An 18,444-nucleotide genomic window follows, 5' to 3' on the forward strand; every position below is an offset into this window, starting at 1 on the left:
CCGATTCTGCCAGCGGCCGACCGGGACGAGGGGTCAGCTCGGCGCCGTGGTCGACGCGCCGCCGCTGCTCGGCGCCGTGCGGGCCACACGCTTGACCACCCGGGTCGCCTCGACCGTCGTGCCGGACCGCGTGCCCGTCGCGACGATGCGGTCACCGACGGCGAAATCCGACGCCTGCGCGGGCGCCTTCGCGGTTCCGAACTTCGTGTCGGACCCGATGGTCACGGTGAACGGGTCCCCCTGGGTGGTCTGGATGGTCCAGGTCGACCCGTTGATCGCCGTGATGGTGCCGGCGACACCGCGGGACTTCCGGGCGTGTTCGCCCTGCTGCGCGTGGGTGCTGTCCGGCGTCTGGGTCTCGGCGACCGTGGTGCGGACCGGCTGGGCCGTGTCGGTCGACGCCCAGCCGATCAGCCCGCCGACGACGCCGCCAACGACGAGAGCCGCGGCACCGGTCGCCGCGAGGGTGCGGCGCGACACCAGTCCGTGGCGGGCGGGCGGCGGAGGGGGTCCGTCGACGGGTCCGCCCTGCTGCGGGGGTCCCTGGGGAGGGAATGGCGGAGGCGGCCCGGCGGGCGAGGCGTAGGGGCGGGTCTCGTCGACAGGCGCCTCGTACGGGGCCCGGTCGGCCGGCTGCTGCGGATCGTGCGGTTCGGTCATGACGGCCACGGTAGGAACGCGCCCCGCCGCGCGGCTGAAGACCGACTGAGAGTGCGGAAGGCCTGCTCACGGCAGTCTGAAGGACTGCTGAGGATCGGCCCACCGGTCTGGAACGCACGGTCCGGGTGCTCGCAGACTCGACTCCGTGATCCCCTCCCCCGACTGGACAGCCGCCGCACGGGTGGTCCGGCGACTCGGGTTCGGTGCGACGGGCGCCGAGGTCGACGCCGCGGTCGCCCGCGGCATCGCGGCCCATGTCGCCGACGCCCTCGGACCCGGCGACGATCCCGGTGTGGCGGCGACACCCCCACCGTCGTTCCCACCGGTCCCGACGACCGCCGACAGGACCACCGCACAGAAGAAGGCCCGCAACACCGAGATCCGTGCACAGGACCAGACGGCGACCACCTGGTGGCTGAAGCGGATGGTGCTCGCGCAGCGACCCGCCACCGAGAAGCTGACGTTCTGCTGGCACAACCACTTCTCGACGTCGAACGACAAGGTGCACGACGCCGCCGCGATGATCGCGCAGAACGAGAAGTTGCGGTCGATGGGACTGGGCACCTTCCGACCCCTCGCCTACGCGATGCTCACCGACGCCGCCATGCTGCGGTGGCTCGACGGGGGACGCAACGTCGCCGGCTCCCCGAACGAGAACCTCGCTCGGGAGTTCATGGAGCTCTTCGCCCTCGGCCACGGCAACGGGTACACCGAGATCGATGTCCGCGAGGGTGCTCGCGCACTCACCGGGTGGCGGGTGACGGCGGACCGCCGACCGCAGCTCATCCGCCGCCGGCACGACGCGGGAACCAAGACGGTGCTCGGAGTGACCGGGAACCTCGACGCGGCGTCGTTCTGCGACGCGGTGCTCGACCACCCGGGTTCCGCCGGGTACGTCGCGACCCGGTGGTGGCAGCAACTGGCCTCCGCCACACCGCCCTCGAGCGGGACGCTGAACCGTCTCCTCGACGCCTACGGTGCGCGTCGCGACCTGCGTGCCCTCATCACGGCGATCGTGACCGACCCCGAGTTCGGCCGTGGCTCCATCGTCACCTCCCCCGTGGAATGGGTGGTCGGGGCGCATCGCGCACTGGCGCCCGAGCCGACCTCCGCCGACCTCGCGGCGATGAGCACGACCCTGAAGGACCTGGGGCAGTTGCCCTTCCATCCGCCCAGTGTGGGGGGCTGGCCCGCCGGACGTGCGTGGTTGTCGACGGCGGGGACACAGACCCGCTGGACCACCGCCATGCGCCTGGCGGCTCATCCGCAGGTGACGACGATCCACGACGCGGCACCGGCCGATCGCGTGGACGCCGCCGCGCACCTCCTCGGCGTCGGGTCGTTCACCGACCGCACTGCCCGGGTTCTCGCGCAGCATCGTTCGGACCCGGTGACACTCACCGCCGCGGCACTCAACAGTCCCGAACACCTCGCCGTCTGAGGCAGTCTCATCCACATCGGAGTCACCGCATGAAGTCACCCACCATCGACCGCCGCCGGTTCCTCCTCGGGTCCGGTGTCCTGGCCGCGCTCGGCGTCGTCGGCGGCGTCACGACCGTCACCTGGGAGGATCTGACCTCGGCCGCCCACGAGCGTCCACGAGCGATCGGCGACGGGGTCGTCGTGATCGTCACGATGTACGGCGGCAACGACGGCATCAACACCGTGATCCCGTACGCGGACAACGCCTATCACGACAACCGACCCGAGCTCGCCTATGCGCCGCAGGACGTCCTGCACCTCGACGACCGACTCGGCCTGAACCCGGCGATGACCGGCCTGGCGAAGCAGTGGCAGAACGGGTCGCTCGCGATCGTGCGCGGCGTCGGCTACCCCGAGCCCGATCACAGCCACTTCCGGTCGATGGACATCTGGCAGACCGCCCGACCGCAGTCGGCGGTGCACACGGGGTGGATCGGCCGCTGGCTCGACGCGACCGGCGACGACCCCTTGCGGGCGGTGTGCGTCGGGCCCGTCCTGCCGATGCTGGCCATCGGCGAGACGACGACCGCTGCCGCGCTGAGCACCTCGGGGCAGGGTCTGGCGACGTCGGCGGTCGGCACGCTCACCTCCCTGGGGGCGGATCAGTCCGGCGACTCGCCCGCCGAGGCGATGGTGTGCTCGTCCTACCGCGCAGAGAAGACGATGACGTCGACGTTCGGGCCTCTGCTGGCGGGCACGCAGAAGCACACGGCATCGGGGACACAGGGCGCGAAAGGCAGAGGCGGCTCGTCGCTGGCCGATCAGCTCGCCACCGTCGCGACGTGCGTCAAGGCCGGTGTGCCGACGAAGGTCTACTCGGTGAGCATCAGCGGCTTCGACACGCACGCGGACGAACGCGAGACGCAGCAGCGACTGCTCGGACAACTCGACTCGGCGCTCTCGGGCTTCCTGACCGAGATGGCCGCCGACCCGCGTGGTCGCGATGTCGTGGTGATGGCCTACTCGGAATTCGGTCGTCGGGTGAAGGCGAACGCGTCGGAGGGCACCGATCACGGCACCGCGGGCCCGGTACTGGTCGCCGGCGCGCCCGTCCACGGCGGCTTCTACGGCGACGAACCGAGCCTCACCGACCTGGACGACGGCGACCTCAAGGTCACCACCGACTTCCGCGACGTCTACGCCGAACTCATCGATAGAGCGCTCGGCGGGGACCCGACCCCGGCGGTCGGGCCCGGACGCAAGCCCATCGGCTTCCTGTGATCGGTCCGATCAGCGCGGAGACGCCGTCCTCGTCACCGTCGACCGGCCGCGCAGCTGCACGGACTCGCCGGGCGACCACCGTTGCGTCTCGTCGGTCCTCGCCGCCTCCAGCGCGTCGGCGGACGCGATGGCGGGCGGTGAGGTCGTCTTCGCGAGATCGCTGAGCCGTGCCGCCTCGTTGACGGGGTCGCCGATCACCGTGTACTCGAACCTGTTCGCGGCACCGACGTTTCCCGCCAGGCACGTGCCGAAGGTCACGCCGATCCCCGCCGCGAGTCCCCCGGCGAACGGCATCTGCTCGGCGAGCTCCCGCGCGGTCCGCAGCGCCGCGGTGGCGGCGTCGTCGTGGGGCAGCGGAGCGCCGAACACGAGCAGCGCGGCGTCGCCCTCGAACTTGTTGACGAACCCGTCGTGCCGGTTGGCGGTCGTCACGACGCAGTCGAAGAACTCGTTGAGCATCGTGACGATGTCCTCCGGCGACTTCTCCTGGGCCAGCGCGGTCGACCCGACCACGTCGATGAACAGCACCCCCACCTCGCGGAGCTCACCACCGAGCGTCGGCTCCTCGGCGATCGCCCTGCTGGCGACCGCGTCGCCCACGTGCATGCCGAACAGCTCGCGGATGTGTTCGCGTTCCCCGAGCGTGGCCACCATCCGGTTGAAGCCCGTCTGGAGTCGGCCCACCTCCGAGCCGTCGTACACGGGCACACGGATCTCGTAGTCGTTGCCCTCGACGCGGGTCATCGCGGTGATGATCTGGGTGATCGGGTCGGCCACCGACCGGGCGGTGAGCGTCATGCCGCCGGCGCCGACGCACAGGGAGATCACCGACAGCGCGAAGACGGCACCCGCGATCGAGTCCCCGGGGCGGATGACGACGTCGAGCAGGCTGCCCAGGGCGATCAACCCGGACCCGAGCAGCGGGACGACGGTCGACAGCGCCCACATCGCGATGAGTCGCGACGTGACGCCGGGGGCGGTGTGCTGACTGGGGACGCCGCGGATCATCACCTCGGCGGTGAGCGGGCGGAGGGTGCGCTCGGCGACGACGTAGCCCATCGCGCACGTCGCGGTTCCGCCCAGGCCCACGGCCAGCACGATGATGACCAGCAGGCTCGCCCCGCCACCCGCGATGGCGTTGACCGCCACGAACACGACGAGTCCGACGAGCCAGAGTGTCGCGGTGACCACCACCTGACGCGCGGGGAGGCGGACCACCGTGTCGTACTCGACCTGGCTCGGGACCCCACCCCGGACGACCCACGGGAACGTCGGTGCGGCCGCGCGGACCCCGAGGGCGAAGCCGATGACCACGGCGACCGGCAGGAACGCGCCGAACGTGACGAAGTTCCGGACCGACAGGACGCTGCCCGGGTTGATCGGCAACGGGAGGATGAACCGGATCAGGCCGAACACGATGAACGCGCCGATGACGTTCGCGGAGACCATCCCCACCGCGTAGAGACGCACGGGTCCGCGCGCGAACACGCGGGCCAGCATCTCGCCGCGGCCGGAGGGCATGTCGACAATGGACGTTGTCACGAAATCATTGTCGGGGACCGGCCCCGGGAGCGTGACTCCTTCGCGCGAGTCCGGGTCACCGACCGACGGCGTCGGACAGCGTCGTGAGTCTGTCGATCTCGTCGTCGCGCAGGCGCAGCGAGGTCGACGCCAGGAGGCTCGGGAGCTGGTCCAGGCGGCTGACGCTGGCGATCGGCGCGACGATGCCGGGCCGGGTCAGCAGCCAGGCCAGCGCCACGGTCGCGATGGTCGTCTCGTGGGCGTTCGCGATCTCGTCGAGCGCGGAGATCACCTCGAGCCCGGCGTCGGAGAAGTAGCCCTCGGTGAGCTTCTCGCGCGGCGTGTCGGCGAGATCCTCCCTGGTCCGGTACTTGCCGGTGAGGAATCCCGACGCCAGCGCGAAGTACGGGAAGACGCCCAGGTCGTGCTTCTGGGCGAGGTCGCGCAGGGTGGGCTCGTAGGACCTGCGGTGCACGAGGTTGTAGTGCGGCTGCAGCGCGATCGGGGCGGCGAACCCCTCGCGACTGGCGATGGTCACCCACTCCTCGATCCGCTCCGGGGAGAAGTTCGAGATGCCGACGTGGCGGACCTTGCCCGACCGGATCAGCTCGTCGAAGGCCGCGAGCGAGTCGACGAGCGGGGTGTCGTCGTCGGGGCGGTCGTAGTGGGCGTAGTAGAGGTCGATGTGGTCGGTCTGCAGTCGCTGCAGTGACGCATCGGCCGCAGCCCGGATGGTGTCCGGCGCGAGCCCGAGGAAGTCGGGGTGCTGGCTGACCTTGGTGGCGATGACGACGTCGTCGCGGTTCCCCCGGGCCGCCAACCACGATCCGATGACCGTCTCGGACTCACCGCCGTGGTTGCCCGGGGCGAAGGCGGAGTACGAGTCGGCGGTGTCGATGGCGTTGCCGCCGCCCTCGAGGAACGCGTCGAGGACAGCGTGCGACTCCTCCTCGTCGCTGGTCCACCCGAAGGTGTTCGCGCCGAGCATCAGTGGGAAGACGTCGAGGTCCGACGAGCCGATCGTTGCCATGGCGTACAAGAACGTCCCGGTCGACGGGGCCATTCCCGTCGGCGATCGTCGTGTTCACCCGTCGCGAACAGCGTCGTCCGGACCAGACTTCATGTCCGCTTGAACGCTTACAGTCGGCTGCATGTCCATGGAGTCGGTCGCCTACAACACGATGTACCGCGGCCTGTCCGCCAGCCGGAAACCGTCGAAGCTGCCCAAGGGGACGCGACGGTCCACGGTGCGGCGGATCGCGGCCTTCGCGCGGCCGCACCGCCGCAAGATCGCGGTGTTCCTGGCACTGAGCGTCCTGACCGCCGTCCTCACGGTGGTCACACCGATCCTCGCCGGCCGAGTGGTCAACCAGATCACCGGTCACGGCTCGACGGCCACCATCACCTGGCTCGCGCTGGTCATCGCCGGCGTCGCGCTCGCCGAGGCCGGCGTCGGGATCGTCGTACGGTGGCTGTCGGCGTCGATCGGCGAGGGACTCATCCTCGACCTGCGGCGCACCGTCTACGACCACGTGCAGAAGATGCCCGTCGCGTTCTTCACCCGCACCCGGACCGGCGCCCTCGTCAGTCGGCTGAACAACGACGTCATCGGCGCCCAGCGCGCGTTCTCCGACACCCTCTCCGGCGTCGTGTCGAACATCGTCACGCTGGCGTTGACCCTCACGACGATGCTGCTGATCTCCTGGCAGATCACGCTTCTCGCGCTGGTGCTGCTGCCGGTGTTCGTCGTCCCGGCGCGGCTGATGGGCCGTCGGATGGCGGCGCTGTCGCGCCAGGCCGCCGAGTACAACGCCCAGATGTCGACGCAGATGACCGAACGCTTCTCCGCGCCCGGCGCCACCCTGGTCAAGCTGTACGGCCGGCCCGACGAGGAGTCGCGACGTTTCTCCGACCGCGCCGCCCAGGTCCGCGACGTCGGCGTCGCGCGCGCGATGTCGCAGTCGTATTTCGTCACGGCGCTGACACTCGTCTCCGCGCTGGCGCTCGCCCTGGTCTACGGTCTCGGCGGGGTGCTCGCCGTCGACGGTCACCTGAACGCGGGCGCCGTGGTCTCCCTCGCGTTGCTGCTCACCCGGATGTACGCCCCGCTCACCGCGCTGGCCAACGCGCGCGTCGAGATCATGAGCGCCCTGGTCAGTTTCGAGCGCGTCTTCGAGGTGACCGACCTCGTCCCGCTCATCGACGACAAGCCCGATGCGGTCGCGGTCCCCCAGGGCCCGCTGTCGATGCGCTTCGACGGGGTGCGCTTCGCCTACCCGTCGGCGGACAAGGTGTCGCTGGCATCGCTCGAGGAGGTCGCCGCGCTCGACACACGCGGTGGCGTCGAGGTGTTGCACGACATCTCCTTCGAGGTGCCGGCCGGTGAGATGGTCGCCCTCGTCGGCAGCTCCGGCGCCGGCAAGTCCACCATCGCGCAGCTCGCGACCCGGCTCTACGACGTCGACGCCGGGGCGGTGCGGGTGAACGACCTCGACGTCCGCGACGTGACGTCGGCGTCGCTGCACCGCGCAGTCGGTCTGGTGACCCAGGACGGCCACCTCTTCCACGACACGGTCCGCGCCAACCTCATGCTCTCCAACCCGACCGCGACGGACGACGAGATCTGGGCGGCCCTTCGACGCGCCCGCCTCGACGAGTTGATCGCGTCGCTGCCCGACGGCCTCGACACCGTCGTCGGCGAGCGCGGCTACCGCCTGTCCGGCGGCGAGCGTCAACGACTGACCATCGCACGACTGCTCCTCGCGGCGCCGTCGGTCGTGATCCTCGACGAGGCGACGGCACACCTCGACTCGACGTCGGAAGCCGCTGTGCAGGAGGCGTTGTCCGAAGCTCTTGTCGGACGCACCTCGATCGTCATCGCACACCGCCTGTCGACGGTCCGCGCCGCCCACCAGATCCTGGTGTTGGAGGCCGGTCGGATCGTGGAGCGTGGGACGCACCTGTCGCTGCTGGCCCGCAACGGCCGCTACGCCGAGCTCTACCGCACCCAGTTCGCCGACGACCCCGACGCCCCGGCCGTCGCCGCCGCGCAGGTGTGACCGGCGGTCAGGCCGGGTAGCCGGTCACCTGTCCGCTCCACGACAGACAGGTGCCCCATGACCTCCATCGCCCACCGGCCGATCGACGAACTCGGCGGGCCGACGAGTGTCCTCGTCCGCCAGCGCACGGACCACGTCGAGCTCGACCACCTGATCCGTGCCGCGCACGAGAGTCACGGCGTGGAGCGGCAGAAGACCGTGAACCGGCTGTGCCGGTTGGTGTTCCCGCACGCGTTCGCCGGGGAATCGGTGCTCTGGCCGGTCATCCGTCGCGTCGTGCCCGACGGCGAGGCGCAGACCCTCGAGATCGAGCGGGAGCACCAGCAGATCAACGAACTGTTCACCGAGCTCGAGCGCACCGAACCCGACTCGATCGCCTACGACGACCTGTTCGCGCAGATCACCGACCTGCTGCGCCAGGACGTCCGCGACGAGGAGGACTCGCTGTTCCCCGAGTTGCGCGACGCCCTCGACGACCGTGACCTGCGTCGGCTCGGATGGGTGTGGCTCGCGGTCCGACGGACGGCGCCGACACGTCCGCACCCCGTCGTCGCGCGCCGCCCACCGGGCAACGCGCTGGCCGCGCTCCCCCTGACGGTCATCGACCGGTCGCGCGACGGCCTCGACCAGCTCGCCCTGCGGGCACCGTCGCGTCTGGCGGCGCGGGCGAGCGCCGGTCTGGCGTCACTCGCCGGCGGTATCGAACGCATCGGCGTCCTGCGCGTCGGCGAACGCCCCGACACCCACATCACCGACACCCATTCCGCCGACGCGGACTGACCCACCCACCCGTCCACCCGCTCGGCCCGACCGACCCGCTCGGCCCCACCGACCCGCTCAGCCCCGTTCGTTGGGCAGCAGGAACCGCATGTTGGGCAGCAGGAACCGTTTGATGGGCAGGTGGGACGTGCTCCCGGGTCCAGCCGCCCAACCGATCGCTCCGGGTGCCCAACGAACGGTTCCGGGTGCCCAACGAACGGCTCCGGGTGCCCGACGAACGGTTCCGGGTGCCCGACGGGCGGGCCGTGGACGGTGCCGGGTCGCGTCAGCGGGGGTTGACCAGCAGCAGTTCGACGTTGTGGTCGGCGGCTCCGCCGAGGCGTTTGGCCTCGTATCCGATGTCGTTGTAGGAGAACTCGCGGTACATCGACGCCAGGCCGGTGATCGAGTGGTCGGCGTAGTCGACCGAGTACGGCGCTGCCGACTCGATCAGCGTGCAGAACAGCGACAGCGTGCCGTCCTTGTTGTCGCACACCTCGAGGATCCGCGCGTTCTGCGGGAAGTCGATGTGCGACGCGGTGTTGATCTCCCAGAAGCTCTGCGCCGGAGTGGGTCCCACGTGCGGGGTGATCCTGTTCTCGTGGGTGTGCCCGTTCACCCACGCGACGACGTTCGGGAACCGGTGGAAGAAGTCGACGAGCTGCTTCCCGGTCCGTCGCGGCTCCAGGGGCCGTTCGGGGTCGGGGATCGGCAGTTCCATGGTGTCGCTGGTGTGGTGACTGAACGCGACGAACAGCGTGTCCCGATTCGTGGTGATCAGCCGCTGCATCCAGTCGAGCTGACCCTGCCCGATCGACCCATCGGTGAACCCGGCGTGGTTCGTCGTGTCCATCGACAGCCCGACCACGCCGGGCGCGATCTCGAACGAGTAGTACGTGACCCCCGATTGCGGTGCATCTGCGGCGAATCCGTGTCCGACGGGACCGGGTCCGGTGTAGCGCGGTCGGAAGTGCTCGGCCATGTACTGCCGCGGCGTGAACGGCGCGCGGCGGGCGTCGGGGGTGACCTTGCGGATCGGCCCGGACGCGACCTGCGCGGCGAACACCTTCCCGGCCTCGCGCGGGTCGACGCCGAACACGCGTGCCATGGCGTCGATCTGACGTCGGTCCTGGGGGAGGTCGAGCTTGATGTCGCCGGTGTACAGCGCGTCGATGAACCCGATGCCGCTGGGGAGCGTGCCCTCGACACTGTCGTCGTGGTTGCCGAACACGCTGTACCACCGGGTGTTCAGGCCGGGACTCTCGATCGACCGGATGCTCGACGAGAGCAGCCCGGGCACCTGCGGGAAACCCTTCTGCTTGTAGATGTCGTCCACCGCGGTCTCCGGCTGCCAGTACAGGGTCGAGCCCCAGACCTGGACGCCCTCGTACCGGTTCGGGTCACCGGTCGACGGCTGGAACGTCCCACCCGAGAACACGGTGAGGAACCAGTCGAGCTCGGCGAACTCGTGGTTGTCGGTGTTGTCGCCGGTGGACACGACCGCGTCGAACCGACGCCCGGTGAACGGCGACGACCCCAGGGCGTTGATGCGCTCGACGAGGGTGATCGCGCCATGCGGGCCGAGCTTCTCGTGGGGCCGGAACGCCGAGCCGTTCTGCAGGTGGATGAACTCGGCGCGGACCGGGCTCTCGGCGTCGACGATGTGGATGTCGGTGGTCTGCACGACGGAGGCGAGGCCGACACGGCGGTCGTCGCGACCGGCCTTCGGCGCCGCGAGCTCGGACCGCACGATCAACGGCCATCCCGCCCCGGCGACGAGCTTCCGGTACTGCTTGGGCCCGGTCGCGGCCGGGACGCCGACGACGTCGAGCGTGGTCCCCGCGATCGACGCCGCCCGCGACACCGCCGGCTCGGCCCAGGCGAACGGCGACAGCTTCGTGCCCAGGTACGCCGCGGCGGCGCCGATCCCGGTCGCCTTCACGAATGTGCGGCGGTCGAACGTCCTGCGCCTGCGGTCCATGGGTGTCCCTCTCGTCTGACGGACACAGCCCCGGTGTGCCCAGGGGGATACTGCCCTACCTCCGGGCCGATCGTCGGCGATCAGCGCACGCGGAGTCCGTCGAGCAGGACACCGACCATGCGACGGGCGTCGTAGCGGCTGTCCGTGCCGGCGCCGATGCACAGGCTGCCGACCCCGCGCATGACCTCGATGGCGCCGACGTCGCCGCGGACGTCACCGGTCGCGACCGCCGCCTGCAGGATCTGGTCGCAGACCGGCACGAGACGGTCCAGGAACCAGGAGTGCAGGCCCTCGAACGCGGCGTCGTCGGACCGCATCGCCTCGGCGAGTCCGTGTTTGGTGACGAGGAAGTCGACGAACTGGTCGATCCATCGGACGAGTGCCGTGTGCGGCGACGGGCTGTCGCCCAGCAGCCGCGGACCGGCCTCCACGAGCGCCTCCACCTGATGCCGGTAGACGGCGACGATCAGGTCGGTCCGGGTCGGGAAGTGCCGGTAGATGGTTCCGACACCCACGCCCGCCCGGGCCGCGACGTCCCGGACCGGCACGCCGACACCGGACTCGACGAACGCAGCCGCGGCGGCGTCGACGAGAGCGTCGGCGTTGCGACGCGCATCGGCTCGCTTGCGCGGTGGCGGTTCGCCGGTCATCCCTGTCCTCTCAGTGAGTCTTGTCAAACGGAACACTGTTCCGTATCGTCGGTCCCGTGAGCGGAACACCGTTCCGCTTCACGGCCAGGATGCCAGACCCACCGTCTGGAATCCACCACGTCAGGGAGAAGAGACCACCATGCAGTACCGCACCCTCGGCCGCACCGGCGTCACCGTCAGCACCCTCGCCCTCGGGGCGATGAACTTCGGCGCCATCGGTCGCACCACACAGGACGACGCGACCGCCATCGTCGACGCGGCACTCGAGGCCGGCATCAACGTCATCGACACCGCCGACATGTACAGCCAGGGCGAGTCCGAGGAGATGGTCGGGCGGGCGATCGCCGGACGACGCGACGACATCGTGCTCGCCACGAAGGTGTTCAACCCGATGGGCGACGAGCGCAACCACCGGGGCAGCTCGCGCCGCTGGATCACCACCGAGCTCGAGAACAGCCTCCGCCGGCTCGGAGTCGACCACGTCGACCTGTACCAGATCCACCGCGCCGACCCGACGACCAGCGACGAGGAGACGCTGTCGGTGCTCACCGACCTCCGACAGGCCGGCAAGATCCGGTACTTCGGTTCGTCCACCTATCCCGCCCACCGGATCGTGCAGGCGCAGTGGGCGGCCCGCGAGAACCACCTCGGACGCTTCGTCACCGAGCAACCGCCGTACTCGATCCTGCAGCGTGGCATCGAGTCCCACGTGCTGCCGGTCACCCAGGAGTACGACATGGGGGTGCTCGCGTGGAGCCCGTTGGCCGGCGGCTTCCTGTCGGGGGCTATCCGCGCCGGTCAGGAGATCACCACCCGCCGATCGACCCTTCTCCCCGACCGCTTCGCCGGCGACTCCCCCACCACCGTCGCGAAGGTCGACGCCGTCGAGAAGCTGGTCGCCCTCGCCGACGACTCCGGTCTCACCCTGATCCAGCTGGCCCTGGGCTTCGTCACCGCGCACCCCGGCATCACCAGCGCGATCATCGGACCGCGGACGATCGACCACCTGCGAACCCAGCTCGCGGCAGCCGACACCGTGCTGTCCGCGGACGTGCTCGACGCGATCGACGAGATCGTCGCCCCCGGTGTCGATCTCGCGCCCGACGAGAAGTTCGACACCCCGCCGTCGCTGCTCGACGCCTCGCTGCGGAGGCGCTGACATGGTCTCGTTCGGCTTCATGACGCCGCCGCAGAACGCGGGGTACGCGGAGATCGCACGGGTGTGGACCGAGGCCGACGCGATCCCGGAGATCGAGCACGCCTGGCTGTTCGACCACCTGATGCCGATCGGCGGCGACCTCGACGGTCCGATCTTCGAGGGATGGACGTTGCTCGCGGCGCTCGCCGCGCAGACACGTCGTCTCCGACTCGGACTGTTGGTCACCAGCAACCGGATCCGCCCGCCGGCCCTGCTGGCGAAGATCGCCACGACCGTCGACGTCGTCTCCGACGGGCGGCTGGACTTCGGCATCGGTGTGGGCTCGCGCCCCGGCGTCCCGTGGGCGCGCCGCGAGTACGACGCGTTCGGCCTCCCCTACGTCGAGACGCCGGAAGCCATCACCGCACTGCGGGAGGGTCTCCCGACGATTCGTCGCATCTGGACCGAGGACACACCGTTCGACGTCGCCGGGGAGGTGGTCCGCGTGACCGGGGCGTTCCAGAACCCGAAACCCGTGCAGGCACAGGGCCCGCCGATCATGGTGGGCGGGCGGTCGTCGGCGGTGCTACGGATCGCCGCGGAGCACGCCGAACTGTGGAACATCCCGGGCGGGGACCTCGACGACGCGATCTCCCGCAGCCGGCTGCTGGACCGGTACTGCATCGAGGCCGACCGCGATCCCGCCGCTGTGACGCGGTCCATCCACCTCGGTGTGTCGCTCGATCACCCGGACGACACCCGGACCGCGATCGACGCGGCGATCCACGCAGGGTTCACCCACGTCGTGCTGGGGCTCGGTGCTCCGTACCGCGAGGGTGTCGCCGAGTGGCTCGCGCAGGAGCTGATCAGACCCTTCCGGTGACTGACGCGGTGTCCGTTCATCGATCGAATGCGCGCGGATCGACGGGACCACACCGCCGTGGGCGCCTACCGTGCGTGCACCCGGATCGGGACACCCGATCGGCGCATCCCACTCACGAAGGACACCGATGTCTCCTCGTCTCCGCACCCTCACGTTCGCCGTCGCCGGCGCCGCTGCCGCCCTGGTCGCCGTGGCGCCTGCCGGCGCCGCGCCGTCGACCTTCCCGACGAACCCCAACGCGTGCGTCGGGGCGAGTTCCACCACGGCCAACGCCCAGCTCCAGGACGCCAGCCCGTCGAAGTTTCGCAGCGACCAGGCCCGGGCCGACGACGGTCAGCCCGGTCGCGCGGACAGCGTGGCCGTCATCCCCCAGTGCAAGGCAGCGGGGCTCGACCGCGGGAACTGAGCCGTGTCGGGGCGGCGGCCGTGATCAGCGGTCGTCGTCCCCGCGGGCCTCGGACACCAGCGTCGCGGCCTGGACCAGGCTGAGGCCCTTGTCCGCGCGGCGCAGGGTCCGGATCTGCGCGACCTCGCCGTGGATGGGTTCGATCACGGCGCGCACCTCGTCGATCGTCCAGTCGCGCGGCTTCGGGGTCGGCTTGAGGCGGACCACCACCACACCCAGATTCGCGACGATGACCACCGCACCGATGACAACCCATCCCCAGCGGCGGTCGTCCCACCAGCCGCCCATGAGGTAGCCGACACACCCGATCAGCACCACGGAGCCGATCAGGGTGAGGCTGTTCGCGAGGGTCTTCATCCCCTTCTCCATGGGCGCCACCCTAGCGACACCGTCCACGGCAACCCCCTCATGCCCGATCACGCCGAAAAGCGGATCTTTCCGACAATGCCTCACGCCGAGTCATTTAGTGCCCCTAACATACGGACACCCTCCTTGCGGTGGCCGACCCGGCGCCGCGGTCCGTCGAGAAAGGTCCCCACTCCATGACATCGTCGACTCGTGTGCTGGGTGCAGTGATCGCATGCGCCCTGGCCGTCGGGCTCACCACCGCGCTCGGATCGGCAGCGCACGCCGCGCCCGCCGATCCCGCGGTCCCCCACAAGAAGCTCGCGTTGCGGGACGGGACGCTCGACATCCGGCGCGGACACGCCGCGCGTTCCGCACCGCAGGCGACCACAGCGACCGTGCCGTCGTACACGACGACGAACGTGGACGCGACCACGAAGAAGTCGTACACAGCACACTTCGTCGGCGCCGCCCCGTCGGCGAACACGACCTCGACGGTCACCGTGAACATCGTCCCGCTGAACTTCAGCTTGGCGAACTCGAACGGCACCACGACCGCCGTCGACGCGACTGCAGCCGCGAAGTCCGTCGCCGCCAGCCCGATGTTCACGAACGCCACGACGAAACCCGCCGGCGAGACCACGCAGTACCTCGACGCCTACGTCCGGGCGAACGCGAACAAGGTCGGGTCCGCCTACCACCTTCTCCTCAACCCCGTGGTGAGTTCACCTGTCTCCGTGTCGGTCCCGTCCGGTCAGTGGAAGCAGGTGGGTGGTGAGTACGGTGTGCTCGACACGACCATCGAGAACGCGGTGACCTCGAACGGCGTCTCCGGTCGCTACCCCGCGACGCAGCTCACGATGTTCGTCGCCCCCGACGTCTACGGCGACGACGGTTCCTTCACCGGCAGTGGGTTCGGCGGGTACCACGACCAGAGCGGCAACTACACGTTCGGCTACAGCGACGTCGAGGGCGGGAACACCAACCTGCAGGCCTTCTCGCACGAGATATCGGAGTGGGCGATGGACCCGTTCGTCGGCAGCAGCCAGATCAACCAGGTGCCCGGCGCCTCGGTGTCGGGGTACGGATGCCTGACGAACCTCGAGGTGGGTGACCCGGTCTACACGTCGACCTTCACCCAGACCGTCGGGGCGACCACGTGGACGCTCGAGGACGAGGTCTACGTGCCGTGGTTCTTCCACACCTCGCCGTCGACGTCGTACGGGAAGAAGTACTCCCTGCTGGGGATCTCCTCGCCCGCGGCGGCCTGCTGATCCCTGTCACCGGGCGCGTCAGCGGAACGCGTCGCGCCCGGTGAGGGCCTTGCCCACGGTGAGCTGGTGCATCTCGCTGGTGCCCTCGTAGGTCAGCACCGACTCGAGGTTGTTGATGTGGCGGATCACCGGGTACTCCAGCGTGATGCCGTTGGCGCCGAGGATGGTTCGGCACTGTCGCGCGATCTCGATGGACTCGCGGACGTTGTTCAGCTTGCCGGTGCTGATCTGCTCCGGCCGGATCTCGCCGCGGTCCTTGATGCGACCGAGGTGGACGGCCAACAGTTGGCCCTTGCCCAGTTCCAGCGCCATGTCGGCGAGCTTCGCCTGCGTCAGCTGGTAGCCCGACAGCGGCTTGTCGAAGACCTCGCGGTCGGCGGCATAAGAGATCGCGGTCTCCAGGCAGTCGCGTGCGGCGCCCAGCGAGCCGAAGACGATGCCGAACCGGGCCTCGTTCAGACAGCTGAGCGGGCCCTTGAGACCGGTCACACCCGGGAGCATCGCCGACGCCGGCAGCCGGACGTCTTCGAGCACCAGCTCGGAGGTGACCGACGCACGCAGCGACAGCTTGCGGGTGATCTCCGGGGCGCTGAATCCCGGTGTGTCCGTGGGAACGACGAAGCCACGGATGCCGCGCGGGCCCTCCTCGAGGTCCGTGCGAGCCCACACCACGGCCACATCGGCGACGGAGCCGTTGGTGATCCACATCTTCGAGCCGTTGAGCACCCAGTCGTCGCCGTCGCGCTTGGCGTTGGTGCGCATGCCACCCGGGTTCGACCCGTAGTCGGCCTCGGTCAGACCGAAGCACCCGATGGCCTGACCGGCCGACATCTTCGGCAGCCACTCGTCCTTCTGCTCGTCGCTGCCGAAGGCGTGGATCGCGAACATCGCCAGCGAGCCCTGGACGGACACGAAGCTGCGCAGACCGGAGTCGACGGCCTCGAGTTCCTGGCACGCGAGGCCGTAGGTCGTGGCCGACATCCCCGCGCAGCCGTAGCCGGTGAGGTGCATGCCGAAGAGACCCAGTTCGCCGAGTTCCCCGGCCAGCTCACGCACGGGAAGGTGGGCCTTCTCGAACCACTCGCCGACGTGCGGGCGGAGCTTCTCGTCGCCGAAGCGGCGCACGGTGTCGCGGATCTCCCGCTCGTCGGCGTCGAGGATGTCGTCGAACGCGAACAGCTCACCGATCGTCTGAGCGGACATCAGCGGTCACTCCCTCTCGTGGTCATCTCGACCCACACTAACCCCGGCACAATGGGCTGATGGCCGACCGCGAATCCAAGGTGTGCGAGGTGTGCGGGCGACCGTTCACGAACCGGAAGCGGTGGAACTCCCGCGGGCAGTGGGACGAGGTCCGCTACTGCTCGCAGGCCTGCCGGCGCGCCGCCCGCCGACGGCGACGAAGCGGAGACCGTCCCGCGTCCTGACGGGTCAGAAGACCGTCCCGACGTCGGACGGGATGATCTGGTCGATTGCCCACTCGGCGATCGCCGCGATGGTCATGGACGGGTTGCACGCGGCGGTGTTGCCCGGCATCAGAGCACCGTCCAGGACGTAGAGTCCACGGTGCCCGTTGACGCGTCCCTGCAGGTCACACACGACGTCCATCGGTGCGCCGCCGAGCGGGTGCCACGTCGACGGGTAGGGGACGAACGTGTCGAACAGGACCGACGACGGCCCGGCGATCCGCTTCGTCAGCGGGGTGATGCGGGTGTCCTGCAGGACGTGGTCACCGTTGCGCGGCCAGCGCAGCACCGCCTGGTCCTGGGCGCGGTCCCACACGAACTTCCCACGGGCGTCGCTGACGCCGTAGCCGACCATCATCGTCGTCCGCGGGTCGGTCCCGAGGGTCGGGATCGACGCCTGGATGACGGTCGCGGCCCTGCGGGGGTCCCCGTCCCAGTCGAGGCTGCCGAACACGACCGGCCCGCCCTGACCCTGCGCGCCCATCGCGTCGGCGAAGTCGGTCCAGGTGTAGATGCGGTCGCCGTTGCTGCCCCACCCGGTGCCGAGGCCCGCAGGCAGGTCCGGGACGGTGTCGTGCGCCTGCGCGCGCATCAGCAACTTGGTGGTGTTCATCGTCCCGGCGGCCATCACCAGTGCACGCGTCGTCATCTCGACGGTCTCGAGGGCCTGACCCGACGACGAGATGCGGTTCGCACGGACGGTCCAGCGGCCGTCCTTCTCGCGGATCACGTCGGTGACCTCGTGCTGCAGGCGGAGGTCGAGCTTCCCGGTGGCCTCGGCCTGCTTGATGTAGGTGACGTCGACGCTGTGCTTGCCGCCGTTGTTGACCCCGATCGCACCCATGCCGTTGGTGTACGAGGGCCTCATCTCGCCCCGCAGCTCGGCCAGCGCGTAGCTCCAGTCGATGGGCATCGGGATCTTCGACACCGGCAACCCGGCCTTGATGCAGTGGTCGCGGAAGACGCGGGGCGCCAGGTACTGCGGCGAGTCGATCAGCGCGTCGGGTGCGGTCTCGATCCGCAACATCGACGCGACGCGCGGGTAGTACGTCCGCGCCAGCACCTCGTAGTCGAGGCGCGACGGGAACTGCGTGTAGAACACCGACTCCTTCGGCTGCAGCGTCATCCCCTGGTAGACCAGCGATCCGCCACCGAGCCCGGCCGCGCAGAGCGCCGACATGTTCTCGCCCGCGACCGCCTCGATGAGACCGACGTACGGGTCGACCACGAGAGGCCGGCCGAAGAGCGTCGGCGCCGAGCGGTACCAGAGCATCCGCTTGTCGGGGTCGGTCGGCGTCGCGAAGGTGTTCGCGTTCGGTCCGGTTGCCCACCGTCGCCCGCGCTCGAGCATCGTCACGGGGACCCCCGCCTGGGTGAGGCGCAGCGCTGTGACACCGCCACCGAACCCGGACCCGATCACGACGACCCGGTGCTCCTCGCGACGGACGGGGATGCGTCCCGGGCGCGGAGCCGTCGGCTCGGCAACCGCCCTGCCCGCGACGCCCGCGACGGCGACGGCACCTGCGGCGGCGCCGACCCCCGCCATGAACGTCCTGCGCCCGAATGCACCCACCGTCGACCCCCGTCTCGTCCGTGACC

At 70.0% G+C, this 18,444-nt stretch carries 17 protein-coding genes; 9 read left to right on the forward strand and 8 right to left on the reverse strand.

Translation table 11 applies throughout. From position 1 onward, the window contains the following. Window positions 1-33: 33 nt before the first annotated feature. Complete coding sequence (locus LX12_RS16790; RefSeq protein WP_253655723.1) at window positions 34-660, reverse strand: DUF5666 domain-containing protein; 627 nt, start codon at window positions 658-660, stop codon at window positions 34-36. Between the two features lie 145 nt (window positions 661-805). Between LX12_RS16790 and LX12_RS16795 the strand changes: the two genes are divergently transcribed. Both LX12_RS16795 and LX12_RS16800 read left to right on the forward strand, forming a co-directional pair. After that, window positions 806-2,101, forward strand: a complete 1,296-nt coding sequence (locus LX12_RS16795; RefSeq protein ID WP_253655724.1) for a DUF1800 domain-containing protein — start codon at window positions 806-808, stop codon at window positions 2,099-2,101. Window positions 2,102-2,130: 29 nt separating this feature from the next. Then, the gene (locus tag LX12_RS16800; protein ID WP_253655725.1) at window positions 2,131-3,363 is read left to right on the forward strand and encodes a DUF1501 domain-containing protein; all 1,233 of its coding nucleotides are present in this window, start codon (window positions 2,131-2,133) and stop codon (window positions 3,361-3,363) included. Between the two features lie 9 nt (window positions 3,364-3,372). Here LX12_RS16800 and LX12_RS22300 read toward each other — a convergent pair whose 3' ends face one another. Together LX12_RS22300 and LX12_RS16810 are read right to left on the reverse strand one after the other, a co-directional pair. Continuing rightward, complete coding sequence (locus LX12_RS22300) at window positions 3,373-4,905, reverse strand: adenylate/guanylate cyclase domain-containing protein (protein WP_253655726.1); 1,533 nt, start codon at window positions 4,903-4,905, stop codon at window positions 3,373-3,375. Between the two features lie 55 nt (window positions 4,906-4,960). Continuing rightward, on the reverse strand, window positions 4,961-5,914 hold the full coding sequence (locus tag LX12_RS16810; protein ID WP_253655727.1) for an aldo/keto reductase: 954 nt from the start codon (window positions 5,912-5,914) through the stop codon (window positions 4,961-4,963). 121 nt (window positions 5,915-6,035) lie between these two features. Between LX12_RS16810 and LX12_RS16815 the strand changes: the two genes are divergently transcribed. Further along, window positions 6,036-7,943 (forward strand): ABC transporter ATP-binding protein, encoded by a 1,908-nt coding sequence (locus LX12_RS16815; protein WP_253655728.1) that lies wholly within the window; start codon window positions 6,036-6,038, stop codon window positions 7,941-7,943. Between the two features lie 57 nt (window positions 7,944-8,000). Further along, window positions 8,001-8,723, forward strand: coding sequence for a hemerythrin domain-containing protein (locus tag LX12_RS16820; protein WP_253655729.1), 723 nt, complete (start codon window positions 8,001-8,003; stop codon window positions 8,721-8,723). 265 nt (window positions 8,724-8,988) lie between these two features. On the opposite strand, the gene LX12_RS16825 is transcribed toward LX12_RS16820, so the two are convergent. Beyond that, window positions 8,989-10,683: a TIGR03767 family metallophosphoesterase gene (locus tag LX12_RS16825; RefSeq protein ID WP_253655730.1), complete on the reverse strand. Its 1,695-nt coding sequence runs from the start codon at window positions 10,681-10,683 to the stop codon at window positions 8,989-8,991. 80 nt (window positions 10,684-10,763) lie between these two features. Then, the gene (locus LX12_RS16830; RefSeq protein WP_253655731.1) at window positions 10,764-11,333 is read right to left on the reverse strand and encodes a TetR/AcrR family transcriptional regulator; all 570 of its coding nucleotides are present in this window, start codon (window positions 11,331-11,333) and stop codon (window positions 10,764-10,766) included. 139 nt (window positions 11,334-11,472) lie between these two features. Between LX12_RS16830 and LX12_RS16835 the strand changes: the two genes are divergently transcribed. The 3 genes from LX12_RS16835 to LX12_RS16845 all read left to right on the forward strand — a co-directional run bounded on the left by LX12_RS16835 (window position 11,473) and on the right by LX12_RS16845 (window position 13,760). Continuing rightward, window positions 11,473-12,492, forward strand: coding sequence for an aldo/keto reductase (locus LX12_RS16835; RefSeq protein ID WP_253655732.1), 1,020 nt, complete (start codon window positions 11,473-11,475; stop codon window positions 12,490-12,492). Window position 12,493: 1 nt separating this feature from the next. After that, the gene (locus tag LX12_RS16840) at window positions 12,494-13,354 is read left to right on the forward strand and encodes an LLM class flavin-dependent oxidoreductase (RefSeq protein ID WP_253655733.1); all 861 of its coding nucleotides are present in this window, start codon (window positions 12,494-12,496) and stop codon (window positions 13,352-13,354) included. A 127-nt stretch (window positions 13,355-13,481) separates the two neighbouring features. Beyond that, window positions 13,482-13,760, forward strand: coding sequence for a hypothetical protein (locus tag LX12_RS16845; protein ID WP_253655734.1), 279 nt, complete (start codon window positions 13,482-13,484; stop codon window positions 13,758-13,760). 24 nt (window positions 13,761-13,784) lie between these two features. On the opposite strand, the gene LX12_RS16850 is transcribed toward LX12_RS16845, so the two are convergent. Further along, entirely contained in the window at window positions 13,785-14,129 is a 345-nt protein-coding gene (locus LX12_RS16850) for a hypothetical protein (RefSeq protein WP_253655735.1), read from the reverse strand. A gap of 173 nt (window positions 14,130-14,302) precedes the next feature. Between LX12_RS16850 and LX12_RS16855 the strand changes: the two genes are divergently transcribed. After that, window positions 14,303-15,379 carry a hypothetical protein gene (locus LX12_RS16855; RefSeq protein WP_253655736.1) on the forward strand — a complete coding sequence of 359 codons (1,077 nt, stop codon included), beginning with the start codon at window positions 14,303-14,305 and terminating at the stop codon, window positions 15,377-15,379. An 18-nt stretch (window positions 15,380-15,397) separates the two neighbouring features. Here the strand turns inward: LX12_RS16855 and LX12_RS16860 are convergent, their stop codons facing one another. Then, window positions 15,398-16,582: an acyl-CoA dehydrogenase family protein gene (locus tag LX12_RS16860; protein ID WP_253655737.1), complete on the reverse strand. Its 1,185-nt coding sequence runs from the start codon at window positions 16,580-16,582 to the stop codon at window positions 15,398-15,400. Window positions 16,583-16,641: 59 nt separating this feature from the next. On the opposite strand from LX12_RS16860, the gene LX12_RS16865 reads away from it, so the two are divergent. After that, window positions 16,642-16,806, forward strand: a complete 165-nt coding sequence (locus LX12_RS16865; RefSeq protein ID WP_253655738.1) for a DUF2256 domain-containing protein — start codon at window positions 16,642-16,644, stop codon at window positions 16,804-16,806. Between the two features lie 4 nt (window positions 16,807-16,810). Here LX12_RS16865 and LX12_RS16870 read toward each other — a convergent pair whose 3' ends face one another. Further along, window positions 16,811-18,418, reverse strand: coding sequence for a GMC oxidoreductase (locus LX12_RS16870; RefSeq protein WP_253655739.1), 1,608 nt, complete (start codon window positions 18,416-18,418; stop codon window positions 16,811-16,813). Window positions 18,419-18,444: the final 26 nt, after the last annotated feature.

It is taken from the genome of Williamsia serinedens, from assembly GCF_024171725.1.
Taxonomy (GTDB): Bacteria; Actinomycetota; Actinomycetes; order Mycobacteriales; family Mycobacteriaceae; genus Williamsia_A; species Williamsia_A serinedens.

Coding starts and splice junctions, on each gene's coding strand:
- LX12_RS16810 (WP_253655727.1), bottom strand. CDS start 5,914: ATGGCAACGATCGGCTCGTCGGACCTCGACGTCTTCCCACTGATGCTC.
- LX12_RS16800 (WP_253655725.1), top strand. CDS start 2,131: ATGAAGTCACCCACCATCGACCGCCGCCGGTTCCTCCTCGGGTCCGGT.
- LX12_RS16820 (WP_253655729.1), top strand. CDS start 8,001: ATGACCTCCATCGCCCACCGGCCGATCGACGAACTCGGCGGGCCGACG.
- LX12_RS16865 (WP_253655738.1), top strand. CDS start 16,642: ATGGCCGACCGCGAATCCAAGGTGTGCGAGGTGTGCGGGCGACCGTTC.
- LX12_RS16855 (WP_253655736.1), top strand. CDS start 14,303: ATGACATCGTCGACTCGTGTGCTGGGTGCAGTGATCGCATGCGCCCTG.
- LX12_RS16815 (WP_253655728.1), top strand. CDS start 6,036: ATGTCCATGGAGTCGGTCGCCTACAACACGATGTACCGCGGCCTGTCC.
- LX12_RS16845 (WP_253655734.1), top strand. CDS start 13,482: ATGTCTCCTCGTCTCCGCACCCTCACGTTCGCCGTCGCCGGCGCCGCT.
- LX12_RS16825 (WP_253655730.1), bottom strand. CDS start 10,683: ATGGACCGCAGGCGCAGGACGTTCGACCGCCGCACATTCGTGAAGGCG.
- LX12_RS16860 (WP_253655737.1), bottom strand. CDS start 16,582: ATGTCCGCTCAGACGATCGGTGAGCTGTTCGCGTTCGACGACATCCTC.
- LX12_RS16835 (WP_253655732.1), top strand. CDS start 11,473: ATGCAGTACCGCACCCTCGGCCGCACCGGCGTCACCGTCAGCACCCTC.
- LX12_RS16850 (WP_253655735.1), bottom strand. CDS start 14,129: ATGGAGAAGGGGATGAAGACCCTCGCGAACAGCCTCACCCTGATCGGC.
- LX12_RS16830 (WP_253655731.1), bottom strand. CDS start 11,333: ATGACCGGCGAACCGCCACCGCGCAAGCGAGCCGATGCGCGTCGCAAC.
- LX12_RS16840 (WP_253655733.1), top strand. CDS start 12,494: ATGGTCTCGTTCGGCTTCATGACGCCGCCGCAGAACGCGGGGTACGCG.
- LX12_RS16790 (WP_253655723.1), bottom strand. CDS start 660: ATGACCGAACCGCACGATCCGCAGCAGCCGGCCGACCGGGCCCCGTAC.